At 66.5% G+C, this 16,696-nt stretch carries 15 protein-coding genes; 7 read left to right on the top strand and 8 right to left on the bottom strand.

The features are described from left to right. The first annotated feature begins 96 nt into the window (after positions 1–96). From J4P02_RS16205 to J4P02_RS16180, 6 genes are read left to right on the top strand one after another with little or no spacing between them, the layout of a single operon-like run. Entirely contained in the window at positions 97–720 is a 624-nt protein-coding gene (locus J4P02_RS16205) for a CDP-alcohol phosphatidyltransferase family protein (RefSeq protein WP_426191974.1), read from the top strand. 10 nt (positions 721–730) lie between these two features. Further along, the gene (locus J4P02_RS16200; RefSeq protein ID WP_426191972.1) at positions 731–2,488 is read left to right on the top strand and encodes a bifunctional alpha/beta hydrolase/class I SAM-dependent methyltransferase; all 1,758 of its coding nucleotides are present in this window, start codon (positions 731–733) and stop codon (positions 2,486–2,488) included. After that, complete coding sequence (locus J4P02_RS16195; RefSeq protein ID WP_426191970.1) at positions 2,488–3,834, top strand: phosphatase PAP2/dual specificity phosphatase family protein; 1,347 nt, start codon at positions 2,488–2,490, stop codon at positions 3,832–3,834. The genes J4P02_RS16200 and J4P02_RS16195 overlap by 1 nt, the downstream gene beginning before the upstream one ends. Next, positions 3,824–4,279: a hypothetical protein gene (locus J4P02_RS16190; RefSeq protein ID WP_426191968.1), complete on the top strand. Its 456-nt coding sequence runs from the start codon at positions 3,824–3,826 to the stop codon at positions 4,277–4,279. Before J4P02_RS16195 ends, J4P02_RS16190 begins: the two co-directional genes overlap by 11 nt. A gap of 11 nt (positions 4,280–4,290) precedes the next feature. Then, positions 4,291–4,914 (top strand): lysophospholipid acyltransferase family protein, encoded by a 624-nt coding sequence (locus tag J4P02_RS16185; RefSeq protein ID WP_426191966.1) that lies wholly within the window; start codon positions 4,291–4,293, stop codon positions 4,912–4,914. 1 nt (position 4,915) lies between these two features. Further along, positions 4,916–5,848 carry a phosphatidate cytidylyltransferase gene (locus tag J4P02_RS16180; RefSeq protein ID WP_426191964.1) on the top strand — a complete coding sequence of 311 codons (933 nt, stop codon included), beginning with the start codon at positions 4,916–4,918 and terminating at the stop codon, positions 5,846–5,848. Between the two features lie 355 nt (positions 5,849–6,203). On the opposite strand, the gene J4P02_RS16175 is transcribed toward J4P02_RS16180, so the two are convergent. Next, positions 6,204–6,677 (bottom strand): Lrp/AsnC family transcriptional regulator, encoded by a 474-nt coding sequence (locus tag J4P02_RS16175; protein WP_426191962.1) that lies wholly within the window; start codon positions 6,675–6,677, stop codon positions 6,204–6,206. Positions 6,678–6,809: 132 nt separating this feature from the next. Between J4P02_RS16175 and J4P02_RS16170 the strand changes: the two genes are divergently transcribed. Beyond that, entirely contained in the window at positions 6,810–7,448 is a 639-nt protein-coding gene (locus tag J4P02_RS16170; RefSeq protein WP_426191960.1) for a LysE family translocator, read from the top strand. A gap of 9 nt (positions 7,449–7,457) precedes the next feature. On the opposite strand, the gene J4P02_RS16165 is transcribed toward J4P02_RS16170, so the two are convergent. The 7 genes from J4P02_RS16165 to J4P02_RS16135 form a co-directional block, all read right to left on the bottom strand. After that, positions 7,458–9,590 carry a hypothetical protein gene (locus J4P02_RS16165; RefSeq protein ID WP_426191958.1) on the bottom strand — a complete coding sequence of 711 codons (2,133 nt, stop codon included), beginning with the start codon at positions 9,588–9,590 and terminating at the stop codon, positions 7,458–7,460. Continuing rightward, positions 9,577–10,779 carry a DUF3142 domain-containing protein gene (locus J4P02_RS16160; RefSeq protein WP_426191956.1) on the bottom strand — a complete coding sequence of 401 codons (1,203 nt, stop codon included), beginning with the start codon at positions 10,777–10,779 and terminating at the stop codon, positions 9,577–9,579. The genes J4P02_RS16165 and J4P02_RS16160 overlap by 14 nt, the downstream gene beginning before the upstream one ends. Before the next feature lie 136 nt (positions 10,780–10,915). After that, positions 10,916–12,955, bottom strand: coding sequence for a pyridoxamine 5'-phosphate oxidase family protein (locus tag J4P02_RS16155; RefSeq protein WP_426191954.1), 2,040 nt, complete (start codon positions 12,953–12,955; stop codon positions 10,916–10,918). A 24-nt stretch (positions 12,956–12,979) separates the two neighbouring features. Beyond that, on the bottom strand, positions 12,980–13,609 hold the full coding sequence (locus tag J4P02_RS16150; RefSeq protein ID WP_426191952.1) for a glutathione S-transferase family protein: 630 nt from the start codon (positions 13,607–13,609) through the stop codon (positions 12,980–12,982). Between the two features lie 125 nt (positions 13,610–13,734). Next, a complete protein-coding gene (locus tag J4P02_RS16145; protein ID WP_426191950.1) occupies positions 13,735–14,637 on the bottom strand; it encodes a LysR family transcriptional regulator in 903 nt (300 codons plus the stop codon). A 93-nt stretch (positions 14,638–14,730) separates the two neighbouring features. Beyond that, on the bottom strand, positions 14,731–15,972 hold the full coding sequence (locus tag J4P02_RS16140; RefSeq protein ID WP_426191948.1) for an MFS transporter: 1,242 nt from the start codon (positions 15,970–15,972) through the stop codon (positions 14,731–14,733). Further along, complete coding sequence (locus J4P02_RS16135; RefSeq protein ID WP_426191946.1) at positions 15,959–16,693, bottom strand: 2OG-Fe dioxygenase family protein; 735 nt, start codon at positions 16,691–16,693, stop codon at positions 15,959–15,961. The genes J4P02_RS16140 and J4P02_RS16135 overlap by 14 nt, the downstream gene beginning before the upstream one ends. Positions 16,694–16,696 lie beyond the last annotated feature (3 nt).

Below are 16,696 nucleotides of genomic sequence, written 5' to 3'. Positions count from 1 at the left end.
CCGTTTGCTGCTGCTGAAACTTCTGATGTCAGCCCCCTGGCATTTAAGGCAATAATCCAGCCCTGCTCCCCGCGTGCGACAAGGAACCGTCCCATCATGCTCTCGATTTACCAGCTCAAACCGCGCTTTCAGAACCTGCTGCGGCCCCTGGTGCAGCGCCTGTACGACAACGGCACCACGGCCAACCAGATCACCCTGCTGGCCGCCGTCATCTCGCTGCTGGTGGGCACCGTCATCGCCCTGTTCGCCAGCCACGCCTGGCTGTTCGCACTGATTCCCCTGTGGATGATCCTGCGCATGGCGCTGAATGCCATCGACGGCATGCTGGCCCGGGAATTTGGCCAGCAATCGCGCCTGGGTGCCTACCTCAACGAACTCTGCGATGTGGTCGCCGACAGCGCGCTGATCCTGCCTTTCGCCCTGCTGCCCGATGTCAGCCTGCTACTGGTGCTGGGCGTGACCCTGCTGGCGCTGTTCAGCGAATACGCCGGGGTGCTCGGGCCCATGGTCGGGGCCTCGCGACGCTACGACGGCCCCATGGGCAAGAGCGACCGGGCCTTTATCCTCGGCGTGCTGGCCAGCGGCATCGCCCTGGGCTGGCTTGGCGCCCTGTGGGTCAACGGCGTGCTGGCACTGGTCGCCGCGCTGTTGGTCTACACCCTGATCAACCGGGTCCGCCAGGGCCTTAAAGAAGTTCAGCACAACGCTCCCTCTGCATAAGGAAATGGCTATGCGCGACGCTCAACACCAGACGTTCCGAACCCATGACGGTGTCGAACTGTTTTACCGCCACTGGCCGGCCACCGAGGTCGCCCTGGGCGCGCCACGGCAGGCGGTGATGCTGTTCCATCGCGGCCATGAGCATTCCGGGCGCATCGCCCACCTGGTGGAACAACTCAACCTGCCGCAGTTCGATTTCTTCGCCTGGGACGCCCGTGGCCATGGCCAGTCGCCGGGCGAACGCGGCGACAGCCCGAGCTTCGCCACCAGCGTGCGCGACGTGCAAACCTTCTGCGACCACCTGGGCAGCGCCCACGGCATCGACGAGGAAAACATCGCGGTGGTGGCGCAGAGCGTCGGCGCGGTGATCGCCTCCACCTGGGTCCACGACTACGCGCCACGAATTCGCTCCCTGGTGCTGGCCTCGCCGGCGTTCAAGGTCAAGCTGTACGTGCCCTTCGCCCGTCCCGGCCTGGCCCTGATGCGGCGCTTTCGCGGCAACTTCTTCGTCAACAGCTACGTCAAGGCGCGCTTCTTGAGCCACGACCCGGAGCGCGTGCGCAGCTACGACAGCGACCCGCTGATCACCAAGGCGATCTCGGTGAACGTGCTGCTGGGCCTCTATGAAGCGGCGGACCGGGTGGTGGCCGATGCCCAGGCGATCCAGGTGCCGACCCAATTGCTGATCTCCGGCTCCGACTTCGTGGTGCACCGCAAACCCCAGGAGCAGTTCTTCGAGCGCCTGGGCAGCCTGCGCAAGGAAAAACACATCCTCCCGGGCTTCTTCCACGACACCCTGGGGGAGAAGAACCGGGCGCCGGCCATGGCCAGCATCCGCCGCTTTATCCTGGAAAATTTCGCCCAGCCGCTGAACCGCCCTGCCCTGCTGGACGCCGACCGCCTAGGGGCCACCTGCACCGAGGCCGAAGCCCTGGCCGCGCCGTTGCCGCACAACTCCCTGCGTGACCTGTACTGGCGCACCACCCGCGCCAGCATGCGCCTGGGCAGCCAGCTGTCGGCGGGGGTCAAGCTGGGCTTCGACACCGGTTTCGACTCCGGCAGCACCCTGGACTACGTCTACCGCAACCAGCCCACCGGGCACTCGGCCCTGGGCCGGATGATCGACCAGAACTACCTGAACTCCATCGGCTGGCGCGGCATTCGCCAGCGCAAGCTGCATGTGGAAGAACTGCTGCGCCTGGCCATGGAAAAGCTCCGTGAACAAGACAGCCCGGTGCGCATCGTCGATATCGCCGCCGGCCACGGCCGCTACATCCTCGAAGCCCTGCAGGGCGAGGCCGCGCTGCCGGAGTCGATCCTGCTGCGCGACTACAGCGATATCAACGTGCGCGACGGCAGCGCCCTGATCCAGGAGAAAGGCCTGGGCGACATCGCCCGTTTCGTCAAAGGCAACGCTTTTGATCGCGAAGACCTGGCGGCCCTCGATCCCAAGCCGACCCTGGCGGTGGTGTCCGGTCTCTATGAGCTGTTCGCCGACAACCAGATGGTCGGCGACTCCCTGGCCGGCCTGGCCAGCGCCGTGGAACCCGGCGGCTACCTGGTGTACACCGGCCAACCCTGGCACCCGCAGCTGGAACTGATTGCCCGGGCCCTGACCAGCCACCGCGAAGGCCAGGCCTGGGTGATGCGGCGCCGTACCCAGGCGGAGATGGACCAGTTGGTGGAGGCCGCGGGCTTTCGCAAGGTCACCATGCGCGTGGATGAGTGGGGCATTTTCAGCGTATCCCTGGCGCAGCGGGTGCAATGATGGCCGCAGGCGCCTTGCCGGCGCGGGAGCCGGGCCTGCTGAAACCCGCGGTGCTCTGGCTGCTGTTGCTGGCACCGCTGTTCTTCGGCACCTACGGCTTCGCCACCTGGGTCAGCGCGCAGCGGGACGACGTCGGCAGCCTGGTCTTCGACTGGGAACGGCATATGCCGTTCTGGGCCTGGACCATCGTGCCCTACTGGTCCATCGACCTGCTCTACGGCTTCTCCCTGCTGCTGCCCCGCAGCCGTGACGAGCTCAAGCGCCACGCCCTGCGCCTGCTCAGCGCCCAACTGATCGCGGTCAGCTGCTTCCTGATCTGGCCACTGCGCTTCACCTTTCCCCGGCCGGAACTGGACGGGGTGTTCGGCTGGCTGTTCGCGGTGCTGGCGGGGTTCGACAAGCCCTTCAACCAGGCGCCGTCGCTGCATATCGCCCTGCTGGTGGTGCTCTGGGTCTGCTATGCGCGGCATACCCAGGGCTTCTGGCGCTGGCTGGTGCACGGCTGGTTCGCCTTGATCGGGGTCTCGGTGCTGAGCACCTATCAACACCACTTTATCGATGTACCCACAGGCGCCCTGGCCGGCTGGCTGTGCGTCTGGCTGTGGCCGCTGGATCGCCCCAGCCCGCTGTTCAGTGCGCGCCTGGCGCAAGACCCGAAGCGCCGCCAACTGGCCCTGCGCTATGGCCTGGGGGCGGCACTGCTGGCCGTCGCGGCCCTGGCCTGGGGCGGTACGGCGCTGTGGCTGATCTGGCCCGCCGTGGCGCTGCTGCTGGTGGCCCTGAACTACGCCCTGCTGGGCGCCGCGGGTTTCCAGAAGCGCCAGGACGGCAGCCTGAGCCCCGCCGCGCGCTGGCTGCTGGCGCCTTACCTGGCGGCGGCCTGGATCAACTCGCGGCTCTGGACCCGCAAGCATCCACAGCCGGACCCGGTTGTGGATAACCTCTGGCTCGGGCGCCTGCCCACCCCGGCGGAACTCAAGGACAGCCCCTTTGCCGCGGTGCTCGACCTGTGTGCCGAGCTGTCCCTGGACAGCCGCGGGCTGCGGGCCTACCAGAGCCTGCCAGTGCTCGACCTGTGCGCCCCCAGCGCCGAACAGTGCCGGGCCGCCGCCGAAGCCATCGAACGCCTGCGCCAGCATGGCCCGCTGCTGGTGTGCTGCGCCCTGGGTTACTCGCGCAGCGCCACGGCGCTGGCCGCCTGGCTGCTGCACAGCGGCCGCGCCGCCACGGTGGATGCCGCCCTGGTGCAGATCCAGCGGGCGCGCCCGCAGATCGTCCTGCATGCGGCCCATCGCCAGGCCCTGGAAAGCCTGGTGGGTAACCGGAGGCCGGCCCATGTCCAGTGAAATGCAGCTCTACAGCGTCGCCAGCCTGCTGCGCCGGGGTCGCGCCCTGGATCAGTTATCCACAGGCCTGACCCTGCTCGGCGCGCTGTATGGCCTGGGCCAGTACCTGCTGGCCAGCGTCAGCCTCGGCGGCCTGCTGGTGAGCCTGGCCCTGGTGCTGCTGGGCCTGGTGGAAAAGTACCTGGCGCTGCGGGTGGCATTCGACGCCGAGCTGTTTCAGCGCGTGGCCGATGCCCCTGTACCGCTTGAACACAGCACCCAGGCCCTGGACCAGGCCCTGAGCGCCCTTGGCCTGCAACCGGCGGAACGCGGCGGGCGGCCCTGGGACCAGCGCAGCCGTGGCGCCCTGGGCCTGTTGCGACGCCAGGCGTTGCTGCTGGCCGCCCAGGTGCTGGTGCTGTTGAGCGTGATTCTGGTCAGCCCCTGGCTGACCTTCACCGGATAAGGAGTGCCCCGATGTTCGAACCCCTGGTTGCCAGCCTGATCACCACCGCCGCCCGCAGCATCACCGGCGCCCGCAGCCTGTGGCTCGGCTCGGCGCCGCGGCCGGTGCAGCGCATCTACTTCGCCAACCACAGCAGCCACGGCGACTTCGTGCTGCTCTGGGCCTCGTTGCCGCCTAGCCTGCGCAAGCTGACCCGGCCCGTGGCCGGCGCCGACTACTGGCAGAAAAGCGGCCTGCGCCGCTACATCATCAACCGGGTGTTCAACGGCGTGCTGATCGACCGTGAACGCAAGGAGCCCGGGGACAGCAACCCCCTGCAACCCATGCTCGACGCCCTGGACCACGGCGACTCGCTGATCATCTTCCCGGAAGGCACGCGCAACCCCGAAGAGGGCCTGCTGCCGTTCAAGAGCGGCATCTACCACCTGGCCAAGGGTTATCCACAGGTGGAGGTGATTCCGGTGTGGATCGCCAACCTCAACCGGGTCATGCCCAAGGGCCGCTTCCTGCCCCTGCCGCTGCTGTGCACCACCAGCTTCGGTGCGCCATTGACCCTGGAAGAGGATGAAAGCAAGGCACACTTTCTCGAACGCAGCCGCGCCGCATTGCTGGCCCTGGCCCCGGAGCACAGCTGAGATGGATAAGCAGACCCTGATGTTGTTCGGCGGCATCGGCGCCATTCTGGTGCTGGCCTCGCTGATCGGTTTCATCCTCAAGTGGCGCACCCGTGGCGCACCCAACTCGGTGATCGACAACCTCAACGCGCGGATCAACGCCTGGTGGGTGATGGTGCTGGTGATCGGCATCGCCTTCTGGCTCGGCACCGCGGCGGTGATCCTGCTGTTCTACGCGGTGTCGTTCTACGCCCTGCGCGAGTTCCTCACCCTGACCCCGACCCGGCGCAGCGACTACCCGGCCCTGGTGGCGGCCTTCTACCTGGCCCTGCCCCTGCAATACCTGCTGATCTACTCCGACTGGTATGGATTGTTCTCGATCTTCATTCCGGTCTATGTGTTCCTGCTGCTGCCGATCCTCGCCTCCCTGGGCGGCGACAGCACGCACTTCCTCGAGCGCGCCTCCAAGGTCCAGTGGGGGCTGATGATCGCGGTGTTCTGCGTGTCCTTCGTGCCGGCCCTGCTGACCCTGGACATCGCCGGCTACGAGGGCCGCAACCTGCTGCTGATCGCCTTCCTGGTGATAGTGGTGCAGCTCTCGGACGTGTTGCAGTACGTCTGTGGAAAACTCTTCGGCAAGCGCAAGATCGCCCCCAACCTGTCGCCGTCCAAGACCGTCGAGGGTTTTGTCGGCGGTGTGCTGCTGGCGTCGATGATCGGTGGCGCGCTGTTCTGGATCACCCCGTTCAAGATCTGGCAGGCCTTCCTCATCGCCCTGCTGATCAACCTGCTGGGCTTTGCCGGGGGCATCGTGATGTCGGCGATCAAGCGCGACCGCGGGGTCAAGGACTGGGGGCACATGATCGAAGGCCATGGCGGCATGCTCGATCGGCTGGATTCGGTGTGCTTCGCCGCGCCAATCTTCTTCCATCTGGTGCGCTACTGGTGGACCTGAGCCACTGAAGGGCAGCCACAAGCTGCCCGCCCTGTGGCAAGCGAGCTTGCTCGCGCTGGAAGGCGCAGCCTTCCCGAGGCCTGAGTCCGCGGTCTATCAGGCAGATCGCAGATTCAGGGTATGCGGCCGCTGCGCGCCCGAGCGGGAGCGAGCTCCCTCGCCACTGAAGGACAACCCAAGCCCTGTGGCGAGCGAGCTTGCTCGCGCTGGAAGGCGCAGCCTTCCCGAGGCCTGAGTCCACGGTCTATCAGGCAGATCGCAGATTCAGGGCATGCGGCCGCTGCGCGCCGGGACGCCGGCCGCCCGGGCGGGAGCGAGCTCCCTCGCCACGAACGGCAACGCGCTTGCGGGATCATCAGCTGGGCAAATGCCCCAATGGCAGGGGCCCCGGGGTTTTCACCGTGTGAATGGCGAAGTTGCTGCGAATATCGCTGACCCCGGGGATCTTCAGCAGGCAACCGGTGAGGAAGCGGTCGTAGCCACGCAAGTCCGGCACCACCACCTGCAGCAGGAAATCCGACTCGCCGGACACCAGGAACGCCGAGATCACTTCCGGCAATTGCAGCACCGCCTGGCGAAAGGCCTCGGCCTCGGCGTCGTTGTGCCGTTCCACCTTGACCCCGACGAACACCGTCAGCCCCAGGCCTACTTCATCGCGGTCCAAGGTCGCCTGGTAGCCACGGATCACCCCGGCTTCCTCCAGCATGCGCACCCGACGCAGGCAGGGTGACGGCGACAGGCCGATCTCCTCCGCCAGCTGCACATTGCTCAGGCGTCCGTCGCGCTGCAGGGCGGCGAGGATCTTGCGGTCGTAGGCATCGAGTTTCATCTTTGGCACATCCGCCTGGTCAGCCCATTGAAAAATGGAAGATTATGCCAATTTCAGAGCCATTGCTGGTTGATTACGCAAGCACCTGCCCTGCCCTTCGGTCCTAAACTGGGCGCTCCAACTCGATAACCAATGGGGTGCAAGGTGGCGCAACTGTGGATGTATTTCCTGGCCCTGGCGGTGGTCTACCTGCTGCCGGGCCCCGACATGATCCTGCTGCTGCAGACCGGCGCTCGCCAGGGGCGGGCCCAGGCGTTGGCCACGGCCCTGGGCCTGGCCATCTCCCGCGGCTGCCATGTGGCCCTGGCCGCCCTGGGCCTGGCGGCGCTGTTCAAGGCCGCGCCCTGGACCTTCGACCTGGTGCGCCTGGCGGGTGCCGCCTACTTGCTGTGGATCGGCATCCAGTGCCTGCGGGCCAATCTGTTGCCCAGCCTCGAAGGCCATGGCCAAGCCGCCACGCCCCTGCGCTGGCGCCAGGCGATCCAGCGCGGGGTGCTGACCAACCTGCTGAACCCCAAGGCGCTGCTGTTCTGCTCGGTATTGCTGCCGCAGTTCATCGACCCCGAGGCCCTGGTAGCACCGCAGTTCGTCACTCTGGGAGTGCTGCTGGTGGCCGTGGGCGGCTTGTTCGATTGCTGCTACGCCCTGGCCGGCGCCGGGCTGGGTCGCTGGATGCAACGCAGCCCTTCGGCGCAGCGCGTGCAGCAGTGGCTGTTCGGCAGCCTGCTGATCGGCTTTGCCTTGCGCCTGACCTTTGTCCAGCAGGCCTGAGGGCCCGGGTCAGGCGCTGCGCCGACGGCGTAGCAGGTAGGCCGCCCCCAGCACCAGCAGACCAGCGCCTGCGGCGCTCAGCAACGTGTGGCGAACCACGGCCGAGCGGGCGGCATCCAGCCCTTGGGTCAGGTAGCGCTTGTTGGCGCTGCCGAAGTCCGGCTCCTCGCAGTTCATGCCGAAGTTGCCGGCCCACTCCACAAAGGGGCCGTTCTTCACATAGCGCTGGTAGTAGTCGATCTCGGCATCGCTGCCCCGGGTCCAGCGCGCCGCCTTGCACAGCACCGCGGCGTAGGCCTGGCTAGTGTGGGGCAGGAAGTCCGCGGCGCGGTTGCCCAACTCCCCCGCCACGTAGCGGTAGTGGTAGCGCACATCGGGCTCGGCGGTGGTGGCCTGCTGGCGCTGCACTTCGTCGGCACTGATGAAGGGCCCGGCCTGCACCGGCGGGATCTCCAGGTTATAGCTGCCCCACAGGCTGTGATAATCCGGGCCCATCTCGTAGCCGAGAATCTCCATCCCCGAAGCCCGCGCCAGCTTGCCCGCCTGGTAATAGGCCTCGGCCCGGCGCGTGGGCAGCCAGGCGGACTCGGCACTGCGCCGGTACTCGCCGTAAGCCTTGGCAATGGCCTGGCGTTCCGGGCTGTCGAAGTAGCCCCAGCCTTCCTCGTAGCGGCCTTCTCGCAGCAGCCGCCGGCCCAGCAGTTCTCGCACCTGGGCGGCAATCGGCAGGCTTTCGTAGTAGGCGTCGGCCTGTTTTGGGGTCGGCGGCGGCGCGGGTACCTGGGTGTCGACGAAGTGCTTGAGCTCATCCAGGGTCAGCACCCGCTCGGCCACGGTCGCCGCGTCGTGCCAGTAGATATCGCCACTGCGGTAGAGCAGCTCGAACGCCTGTACGTAGTCGCCACGATCCAGGGCCAGCACGGCGCTTTCGCCCTCGACCCGGCAGCCCGGCTTGAGGTCTTCATAGTTGCCGTCGTAGTCGCCACGAAAGCCCCAGCTCTCGTCCCGGGGAAAGGCCGCGGCCGCCTTGGCGTAGGCAGCTGCGGCCGCCACCTTGTCGCCACCGCGCACGGCCATCTTGGCCCGCAGCCACCAGGCCAGGCCGCCGTCGCCAGCATGCTCCAGCAACTGCTGGGTGGTGACGAAATCGCCGTTCTGGTAATTCAGCGCCGCCAGCCGGTCGGCGTTGTCGAACGTGCCGGCGGTGCCCTGGCTCAGCAGCTTGATCAGGTTCAGCTCGGAGGCCGGCCGCTCGCCAAAGGACCAGGCCTGATGGGCCACCAGCGAGGCCGTCAGCAAGCGCGCCACCAAGGGTTGCTTGAGCTGCTCCAGCAACTGCGCGTCGGGCAGGCCGCCGAGCTCGCCCACCACCTGCTTCAGCGAGCTGTAGCCGACGATCGAGCCCAGGCGGCTCTGGCTGGCATACAGCTCGATGGCCTGGCTCCAATGATTCTGGTTCTTGAGGATCAGCGCCTCCTCGCCCAGGCTGGCCACGCCCAGGGCCAGGGGATCGCTGAAACCCTCGATGCTCAGCTGGCGCGCCTGGACAAAGGCCTGGCGCGCCGCCTGCAGGGTGTCGAGCCGGCCCTGGTCATCCAGCTCGTTGGCCTCCTGGCTGATCAACACCAGGGCCCGGCCCAGGGAATAGGCCGCCCAGGTACTGCGCAGGGGCCGCTGTTCGGCGGGCAGCGCCAGCACCTGGCGGAAATACTCTGCCGCCAGTTGGTGATCGCCGGCGCCGAAGGCCACGGCGCCCGCCGTGTAGAGATTGACCTCCGGCGCCAGGCTGCTGCCCTGCTGCTGCGCCGCCCGCCCATCGGCCAGCTTGCGCAGCTCGGCGACCAGGGCCCGCTGAGCCGGGTTCAGCCCCTGCTCTTCAGCCTTGGTGCGCTCTTGCACATCGGCACTGATGGGGCTGCTGTAGTCGGGGCTGAAGCCTTCCTTGGGCAGCGGCTTGAGCCCGGCGATGTCCTGGCCCAGGCGGTTGACCTCGAACTGGAAGCTGCCTTCGGGCAACTGCGCCAGGGTGTGCGGCCGGTCGTCCAGCAGGCGCATGGGAAAGGTCGGCCCACAGGCCAGGGCTGGAGCCAGGGGCAGGCACAGGCTCAGGCACAGCAGATGGCGGGATCTAGGGACGAACATGCGCAGCTCCTTGGTCAATTTTTGTGCAGCGGGCCCAGGCCACGGCCCGGCTGGCGCCAGCGGCCAGACGGCCACTCTGCTGGCGGGTCAACAGCAGCTGGCCGTCGACCAACCGGGCGCTGTAGCCACCCAGCCCGTCGAATCCGTCGCATTGGGCAACGGCCAGGGTCAGTTGTTCAGGCAGGGGCCTATCAAGATTGCCCGGGTTGTCCAGGCGAATATCGAACAGGCCGTCCTGCTCATGCAGGCGGATGCCCAGGCGGCTGTCCAGGGCGTCGCCGCGGGCCACGGCGCGCAGGGTGTCCAGGCTCCAGGCGCGGACATCGCCCTTGAGCGGCAGGCGGAACCAGATCAGCCCCGCCAGGTGCGGCGGCGGGTCTTGCCGCAGGCGCAGGCCCAGGCGGCTCAGTTGTTCAGGGTCGGCCAGCAGTTCCTGGCGCTGGCCGGGCCGGGCCAGCGGCGCCTCGCTTTCCACCAGGGGCGCACCATCGCCCGCGGGTAGCAGGGCCACGCCATAGGCAGGCAGGGCCAGGTAGAAAGGCTTGTCGCTGACTTGCCCCCAGCGCCTGGCCCATTGCTCGGCCTGCTTGGGGTCGAACAGGCCACGTCGCGGATCGCTCACCGCATGCACTTGCAGCACGCTGCTGTCGACCTGGGCCAGCAGCGCCGGCAACTCGCGGCTGTCGAGCCAGGCCGGCAAGGCGGTGATGCTCAGGGGCAGCTCTGGCGGCAGTGTGGCCCGCAATCGTTGCAGGAACTTGGCATAGGCCGGCAGGCGCGCACTGCCGGCATCGTGATCGATCTCGATACCGGCCAGGGTCAGGCCCTGGGCGTGCCAGTCGAGCAGCAGTTGCTGGATCTGGCGGACGATTTCGGCGCCGTCCAGGGCCGGCAGTTGCCCATCGAGACGCACCACCGCGATCAGCCGCCGACCATCCTGCTTGAGCAATGCCGAGTCGATCCGCGCACGGCTCCAGCCGGCCTGTGGAAAAGCCTGCAGGGCCAGCACCCGGACTGTGGAAAAGTCGGCCCGCGAGGCCGCCAGGGCGTCGCTGTGGGCCGGGGTCCACTGGCGTTGCCAGATATACAGTTGTTGTTCCAGGGCGGGTGCGTTGGCGTTGCCGCAGGCATTGAGCAACAGCCCGCAGAACAGCAGGGTGCAAAGGCGCAGAAAGACCCGGGGGAGCATGAATCGTTGATTCCCTTTAACGCTAAGACTCCGGGTGGCCACGGCAGGAAAGCCGCCCAAGCCCTCACCCGAATCGCGCCAGCCTACGCAGGGCCGGGGCTGGCGGCAATCGCTGGCGGGGACTTTTTTCTCGCGGTTACAGGTCCAGCACCAGGGGCGCTGAGTCTTTATCCACAGCGGCAGGCACCGCACAACAGATCAGCACCTGGCCAGGCTCGGGCAATTGCGCGGGCACCTGTGGATAACTGACCTGGCCGCTGATCAGGCGGGTCTGGCAGGTGCCACAGGAACCGCCTCGGCAGCTGAAGGGCGGCTGCAGGCCGGCGCTTTCCGCCAGTTGCAGCAGGCTGCCGCTGGCGGGGCTCCAGCACAAGGATAGAGCGGCCTGCTGCAAGCCTACGGTCACCTCGCCGGTGGCCGCGGGCGGTTGCGGGAACGCTGGCGCCTGGGAGTCGGCGCGGCGGCGCAGGGTGGAAGGGCCGAAGGTTTCGGCATGAATCTGCCGGTCGTCGATATCCAGGTCACGCAGGCTGTCGTACAGGCCCTGGGTAAAGGCGCCGGGACCACAGAGCACGAAATCCGCACGGTCCAGATCCAGCTCCGGCTGGGCCAGCAGCAACGGGGTAGCGATGCGCCCGCACTCATCGAAATCGATACCCAAGCGCGCCTCCGCTTCCGGCTGGCTGAGCAGGCGCAGCACTCGCACCGAGTCTCCGCCCTGTTCACGCAAGGCCTGCAGTTCGGCGGCGAAGGGCTGCTCGGCGAGGCTACGGGACCCCAGGATCAGCCAGGTGGGACGGGTACGACGGGTGCGCCGGCCCTGGTACAGCACTTCGCGCAGCATCGACAGCAAGGGCGTGATCCCCACCCCGGCGGCCAACAGCACCAGGGGCTGCGTGGCCTGGGGGTCGGCACTGAACAGGCCCTGGGCAGCCCGTACCTGGAGCAGGTCGCCGACCTTGAGCTGCTGGTGCAGGTAGCTGGAAACCCGGCCCTCGCGCTTGACGCTGATACGCAGGAAATCATCGGAAGGCGCGCTGGACAGGCTGTAGGTGCGCACCAAAGGCTGGCCATCGATCAGCACCTGCAGCGGCAGGTGCTGGCCGGGCAGGAAGCTTGGGAAACCGGCGCCATCGGCCGGTTCCAGGTAGAAGGAACGGATGCTGCGGCTCTCGTCCTCGATGCGCACCACCCGCAACGGCCGCCATTGCCGCCCCAGGGCACTGGCCCGCAGGCGTGCCTCGGCTTGCGACCAGTTGCCGGTGAGCAGGCTGTTGGGAGAAAAACCCTGCAATTGCCCGCGCAGGGACAGGGCCGCAGGGCGGCGCACCAGGCGCTCCACATGAAAACGCCAGAGCCGTTCGGCCCCCTGGAAGGCGCTGAGCAGCGGCCCGTCGAGCATGATCTCGGTGTGGCCAGTCAGGTGCAGCAGCTCACCGCTGAGAAAGTCGATGAACAGCAACCCGGCCCGTGGGTTGAGCAGCAGGTTGCCCAGGGTATTGAAATGCAGGTTGCCGGAGAAATCCGGGATGGTCAGGCAATTGCCCTCGATCCGCACGAACCCTGCCTGCCCGCCACGGTGGGACACATCCACACTGCGCTCACCGGCCAGGTCGACGTAGCTGGCGACGAAAAAAGTATCGGCAGCGCTGATCAGGGCCCGGGCGGCAGCGTCCAGGTCCTGTCGATATTCGGCCGGGCGACTGGCCGGATCGCTCAAGGGCTGGGGCTGCATGTCCCGCAGTTGGATGTACTGCGGGCAGTTGCCGAAGCTCTGCTGCACCCTGACGCTGAAGCCGGTGCCATCCAGGGTACTGACCAGGCCATTGAGGCGGTTGCGGCGCCGGGTGTGCAACTCGATGCCCAGCAGGCCCAGGGCCGCGCCGGGCTGCAATTGCAGCGGATCGTCAGCGGCCGGCAGCCGCTCCAGGCGCAACAGGTCGGCTTGGGGCGCCTGGGCGAACCCGGGCGGCCCTTCGAGAAGGCTCGCCCAGGGGTTGCCCTGGTTATCCACACCTCCCAGCAGGATGAACGGCAGCTGTGGATAAAACTGCCGGTGCTGCTCGGGCATCTCACGGCGAATAACCTTGCTGCCGTAGGCCTGCATGCGCTCGGCCACCCCGGCCTGGGCCTGCAATTGCCGCTCGCCGGCATGCCAGGGGGAATCCGTGCTCATGTCACCACCTCCGCGGGTTCGACTTCAGGCGCTTTTCAAGCCGGCCGCCGTGGCGGGCATGGGGACAAAACCGGGCAAGGCTTCGATCCGCTCGAGCCAGGCGCGCACATGGGGGTAATCGTCCAGCGACACGTTGCCCTCGGGGGCATGGGCGATGTAGCTGTAGCCGGCGACATCGGCGATGGTCGCCTGCTGCCCCACCAGGAACGGCCGCTGGCTCAGCTGCTGATCCATGACCTTGAGCAGGGCATGGGCGCGGGCAATCACTTCCTCGGCATTGAAGCTGGCGCCGAACACCGTGATCAGCCGCGCAGCGGCCGGGCCAAAGGCGATGGGACCGGCCGCGACCGAGAGCCAGCGCTGCACCTGGGCCGCACCGGCCGGGTCCTCGGGCAGCCAGCGGCCCTTGCCGTATTGCTGCGCCAGGTACACCAGGATCGCGTTGGAATCTGCCACCACCACGCCCTGGTCATCGATCACCGGCACCTGGCCAAAGGGGTTGAGGGCGAGGAACTCGGGCTGTTTGTGGGCGCCCTTGGCCAGGTCGACAAAGATGGTTTCAGTGGGCAGGTCGAGCAGCGACAGCATCAGCTCCACGCGATGGGCATGCCCGGAACGGGGAAAGTTGTAGAACTTGATGGGTAGCAGGGACATGGGCGACTCCACGGCTGGAGCGCGAGCGAAAGGTCGCGCTGGGAGAGCCATCTTGATCCCCGGACAAAAACAACAGAATCACCAGAAATCGCAATCCATCATTTCATCCAGCGTAATAAATCCCCTCAAGAATCGAGCGCCGGGTGTTCCCGCAGGGCCTGCACGGCGAAGTCGACAAAGCTGCGCACCCGCGCCGGCGCCTTGCGCCCACCCTGGTACACCACATGGATCGGCAGCGGCGCCAGCTCGAAGTCTTCGAGGACGATTTCCAGTTGCCCGGCGGCGACCTTGTCGGCCACCTGATAGGACAGCACCCGGGTCAGGCCCAGCCCCAGGCAGGCGGCGCTGATGGCCGCCTGGTTGGCGCTGACCAGCAGCCGCGGTTCGGGGCGCAGGCTCAGGGCGCGACCGCCATCGTTGAACGGCCAGTTGCGTGCCTGGCCGATCGACGACGGCGCGATCAGCGGCGCCTGGCGCAGGTCATCGGGATGTTGTGGCCGGCCGTGGGCAGCGAGGAACTCCGGCGCGGCACACACCACCCGCCGCACCTGGCCGACGCGGATGCCGTGCTGGCCGCTGTCGGCCAGCTCGCCAATGCGCACCGCCACATCGATGCCCTCCTCCACCATGCCCGCCACCCTGTCCATCAGCAGCGCATTGACCCGCACCTGTGGATAACGTTGCAGGTAGCGCACCAGCAGCGGGGTGACGAAGAGTTCGCCGAACAGCACCGGCGCGGTCAGGGTCAGCAGGCCCCGGGGCTGGGCATGGATGCCGGCGGCCGAGGCTTCGGCGTCCTGGACCTCGGCGAGAATGCGCCGGCAATCCTCCAGGTAGCCCTGCCCGGCCTCGCTCAGGTGCACGCTGCGGGTGGTGCGAATCAGCAACTGGATGCCGATGCGCTGCTCCAGGGCGGCGATCGCCCGGGTCACGCTGGCCGCCGACAGGTTCAAGCGCCGCGCGGCCGCGGCAAAACCCTGCTCCTGGGCGACGCAGACGAACACCTGCATTTCCTGAAATCTGTCCATGCCTTACCTCAACTGCCGGCACCTGCCCGGTGGGCACCGCGAGCCGGCAGCATAATCCAGCGGCATGGCCACCGGGGATGGTGCAGACGCCTGTCACTCCTTCAGAAGGGCCTTCACTGGGAATCGTCGACGCTTGAAATACATCCACAAGCCCATGATCAGCAGTGCGGTTAAAGGCAAGCCATGGAACAGCACAATCACCTGCGCCGGCGCCCAAACCACATAGAACGGCCCCACGATAAGCATCCCCACGCCAAAGCCGGCCATCTGAATCAGGGTCAACAAGCTGAACAGGGGAAGGCGCAGCGTCTCGGGCTCGCTTTGCGCCCGGGAGATCAACGCCACCTCGGCAAAACCGTCTCCCAAGCCCGCCCAGACAATGAACACCAGCGCCAGCCACAGCTCCGTTTGCTGGAATGTGCAGATGAAACCGCTGGACATCAGGGCCACACCTGCCATGAACAGGCGTTCCATGCCGCGGGTGCCACGTCCGTTCAAGATCACACTGGCCAGCCGCGCACCGGCAAACTTGCCGCAGGCCCAGACAGCCAGCAAATAGCCCATGACGGTGTTCGACGTATCAGGGGCCATGTACTGCGACAGGACGGGGAAGCCGACGTTATGGGCCGCGCTGCCCAGGGTATCGAGCAGGCTGATCAACAACATGGCCGCAAGCACCGGTGAGCTGCGCAACCCGACCCGCAGTTTGCGCCACTCGCTGGATATGCCCTTCTGCTCGGCGGCGGTGGCCGGGTACAAGGCTCGCAATGGCAGAATCAGGCAGGCGGCGAGCACATAAGTGGCGATGTTGGTTGCAAAGACCGCTTCGAATCCCCCATTGGCGATCAGTAACCCGGACAGCAAGCTACCCAGCACCGCCCCGGTGGCAGCGGCAGAAGTCACCCAGGCGTTGGTGGCCACACGCTGGCTGGCCGCGACCCATGTCGGCAACTGGCTATTGAGACCGATGGCAAAGAGCGAGTTGCACAGCCCAATGCCGAAGGCGATGAAGGGCAGGAGGCTCAGTTGATGCGCAGGCGCCAGGAACAGCAGCGGTACCAGTAGCAGAGCCCTGAACGCATCCAGCCCGGCCAAGGCACCACGGCCGGCAAAACGCCTGAAGAAGCTGATCCCCAGCAAACTGGCAACAATCCCTCCTATGACCCGACACGCCAGAAAAACGCTGACGAACACCACGCTTTGGCTGAGCCAGTACACATAGGTGGATAACGCCACCATATTGAGAAAGGCGCCGAAATCGGAAACGCCCCGGGCAAAGATGATCAGGCGTCCGTTCCGCGTGGACTGGGCCAACCCAGCGTCATCCTTCAGCATGAGCGGTCTCCTCTGCATCATTTGCCAGGCGGCGAAACCCGACCAGCAGCAAGTCGCGCCAGGCAGGCTGCTGGCGGGCCATCTGCTGGACATCCCCGGCGCGGTGATAGAGCACGTTGTCATCAAGCACGATGGTTTCCAGGAAGCGCTCCATGGGCACACTCAGCAGGCAACTATCCGCCTCCTGCGTGGCGTAGATATCGGACACCACCGGAACGGTATTGCACGCGTCGATAAAGTGCATGAACACCCAATCCAACCCGTCCTGGTGGATGCCCGAGGTCGTCGGGCTGCTGGTTTCACTGTCCGTCCTGACCCGAAACTGATGGATATCGATGGCATAGGAGTGCCCTGCCAAGGCTGCGCCAAGTGCAGCGATATCGGTGGCCAACAGTTGCTGCATGATCGGATGGGCGATAAAGCCGTCTTCAGAGTAAGTCAGGGCATTCACGCCCTGGCGATAGTTGATGGGATAGACGACCGACGATTTGTACTCGGCATTTCTATCCATCTGCAGTTGCCCGCAAGGCAGCAGGCGATAACGCAGGATGCGCCGCTCGCGGTGGGTGTATTCCTTGAAGGCCTCGTCCCGCACCAGGTTCGACCAGTACGCCCGAAAGCTCTGTTCTTCATCGGCTTCGATATGGATCAACTCGCGAAAGTGACGTCCATGCCAGTAATGATGCTGGCTCAAGTGAGCCGAGATCTGTGAGATATCCATTAC

Origin of the sequence: Pseudomonas sp. NFXW11 (assembly GCF_049887815.1) — a bacterium.
In the GTDB taxonomy this organism is placed as follows: Bacteria; Pseudomonadota; Gammaproteobacteria; order Pseudomonadales; family Pseudomonadaceae; genus Aquipseudomonas.
Note: the sequence above shows the minus strand (reverse complement) of the source record. Positions and strands in the feature narration are given on the sequence as shown.

Excerpts from the sequence above, each read along its gene's own strand:
- J4P02_RS16205 (WP_426191974.1), top strand. The coding sequence starts at position 97 with ATGCTCTCGATTTACCAGCTCAAACCGCGCTTTCAGAACCTGCTGCGG.
- J4P02_RS16200 (WP_426191972.1), top strand. The coding sequence starts at position 731 with ATGCGCGACGCTCAACACCAGACGTTCCGAACCCATGACGGTGTCGAA.
- J4P02_RS16195 (WP_426191970.1), top strand. The coding sequence starts at position 2,488 with ATGGCCGCAGGCGCCTTGCCGGCGCGGGAGCCGGGCCTGCTGAAACCC.
- J4P02_RS16190 (WP_426191968.1), top strand. The coding sequence starts at position 3,824 with ATGTCCAGTGAAATGCAGCTCTACAGCGTCGCCAGCCTGCTGCGCCGG.
- J4P02_RS16185 (WP_426191966.1), top strand. The coding sequence starts at position 4,291 with ATGTTCGAACCCCTGGTTGCCAGCCTGATCACCACCGCCGCCCGCAGC.
- J4P02_RS16180 (WP_426191964.1), top strand. The coding sequence starts at position 4,916 with ATGGATAAGCAGACCCTGATGTTGTTCGGCGGCATCGGCGCCATTCTG.
- J4P02_RS16175 (WP_426191962.1), bottom strand. The coding sequence starts at position 6,677 with ATGAAACTCGATGCCTACGACCGCAAGATCCTCGCCGCCCTGCAGCGC.
- J4P02_RS16170 (WP_426191960.1), top strand. The coding sequence starts at position 6,810 with ATGGGGTGCAAGGTGGCGCAACTGTGGATGTATTTCCTGGCCCTGGCG.
- J4P02_RS16165 (WP_426191958.1), bottom strand. The coding sequence starts at position 9,590 with ATGTTCGTCCCTAGATCCCGCCATCTGCTGTGCCTGAGCCTGTGCCTG.
- J4P02_RS16160 (WP_426191956.1), bottom strand. The coding sequence starts at position 10,779 with ATGCTCCCCCGGGTCTTTCTGCGCCTTTGCACCCTGCTGTTCTGCGGG.
- J4P02_RS16155 (WP_426191954.1), bottom strand. The coding sequence starts at position 12,955 with ATGAGCACGGATTCCCCCTGGCATGCCGGCGAGCGGCAATTGCAGGCC.
- J4P02_RS16150 (WP_426191952.1), bottom strand. The coding sequence starts at position 13,609 with ATGTCCCTGCTACCCATCAAGTTCTACAACTTTCCCCGTTCCGGGCAT.
- J4P02_RS16145 (WP_426191950.1), bottom strand. The coding sequence starts at position 14,637 with ATGGACAGATTTCAGGAAATGCAGGTGTTCGTCTGCGTCGCCCAGGAG.
- J4P02_RS16140 (WP_426191948.1), bottom strand. The coding sequence starts at position 15,972 with ATGCTGAAGGATGACGCTGGGTTGGCCCAGTCCACGCGGAACGGACGC.
- J4P02_RS16135 (WP_426191946.1), bottom strand. The coding sequence starts at position 16,693 with ATGGATATCTCACAGATCTCGGCTCACTTGAGCCAGCATCATTACTGG.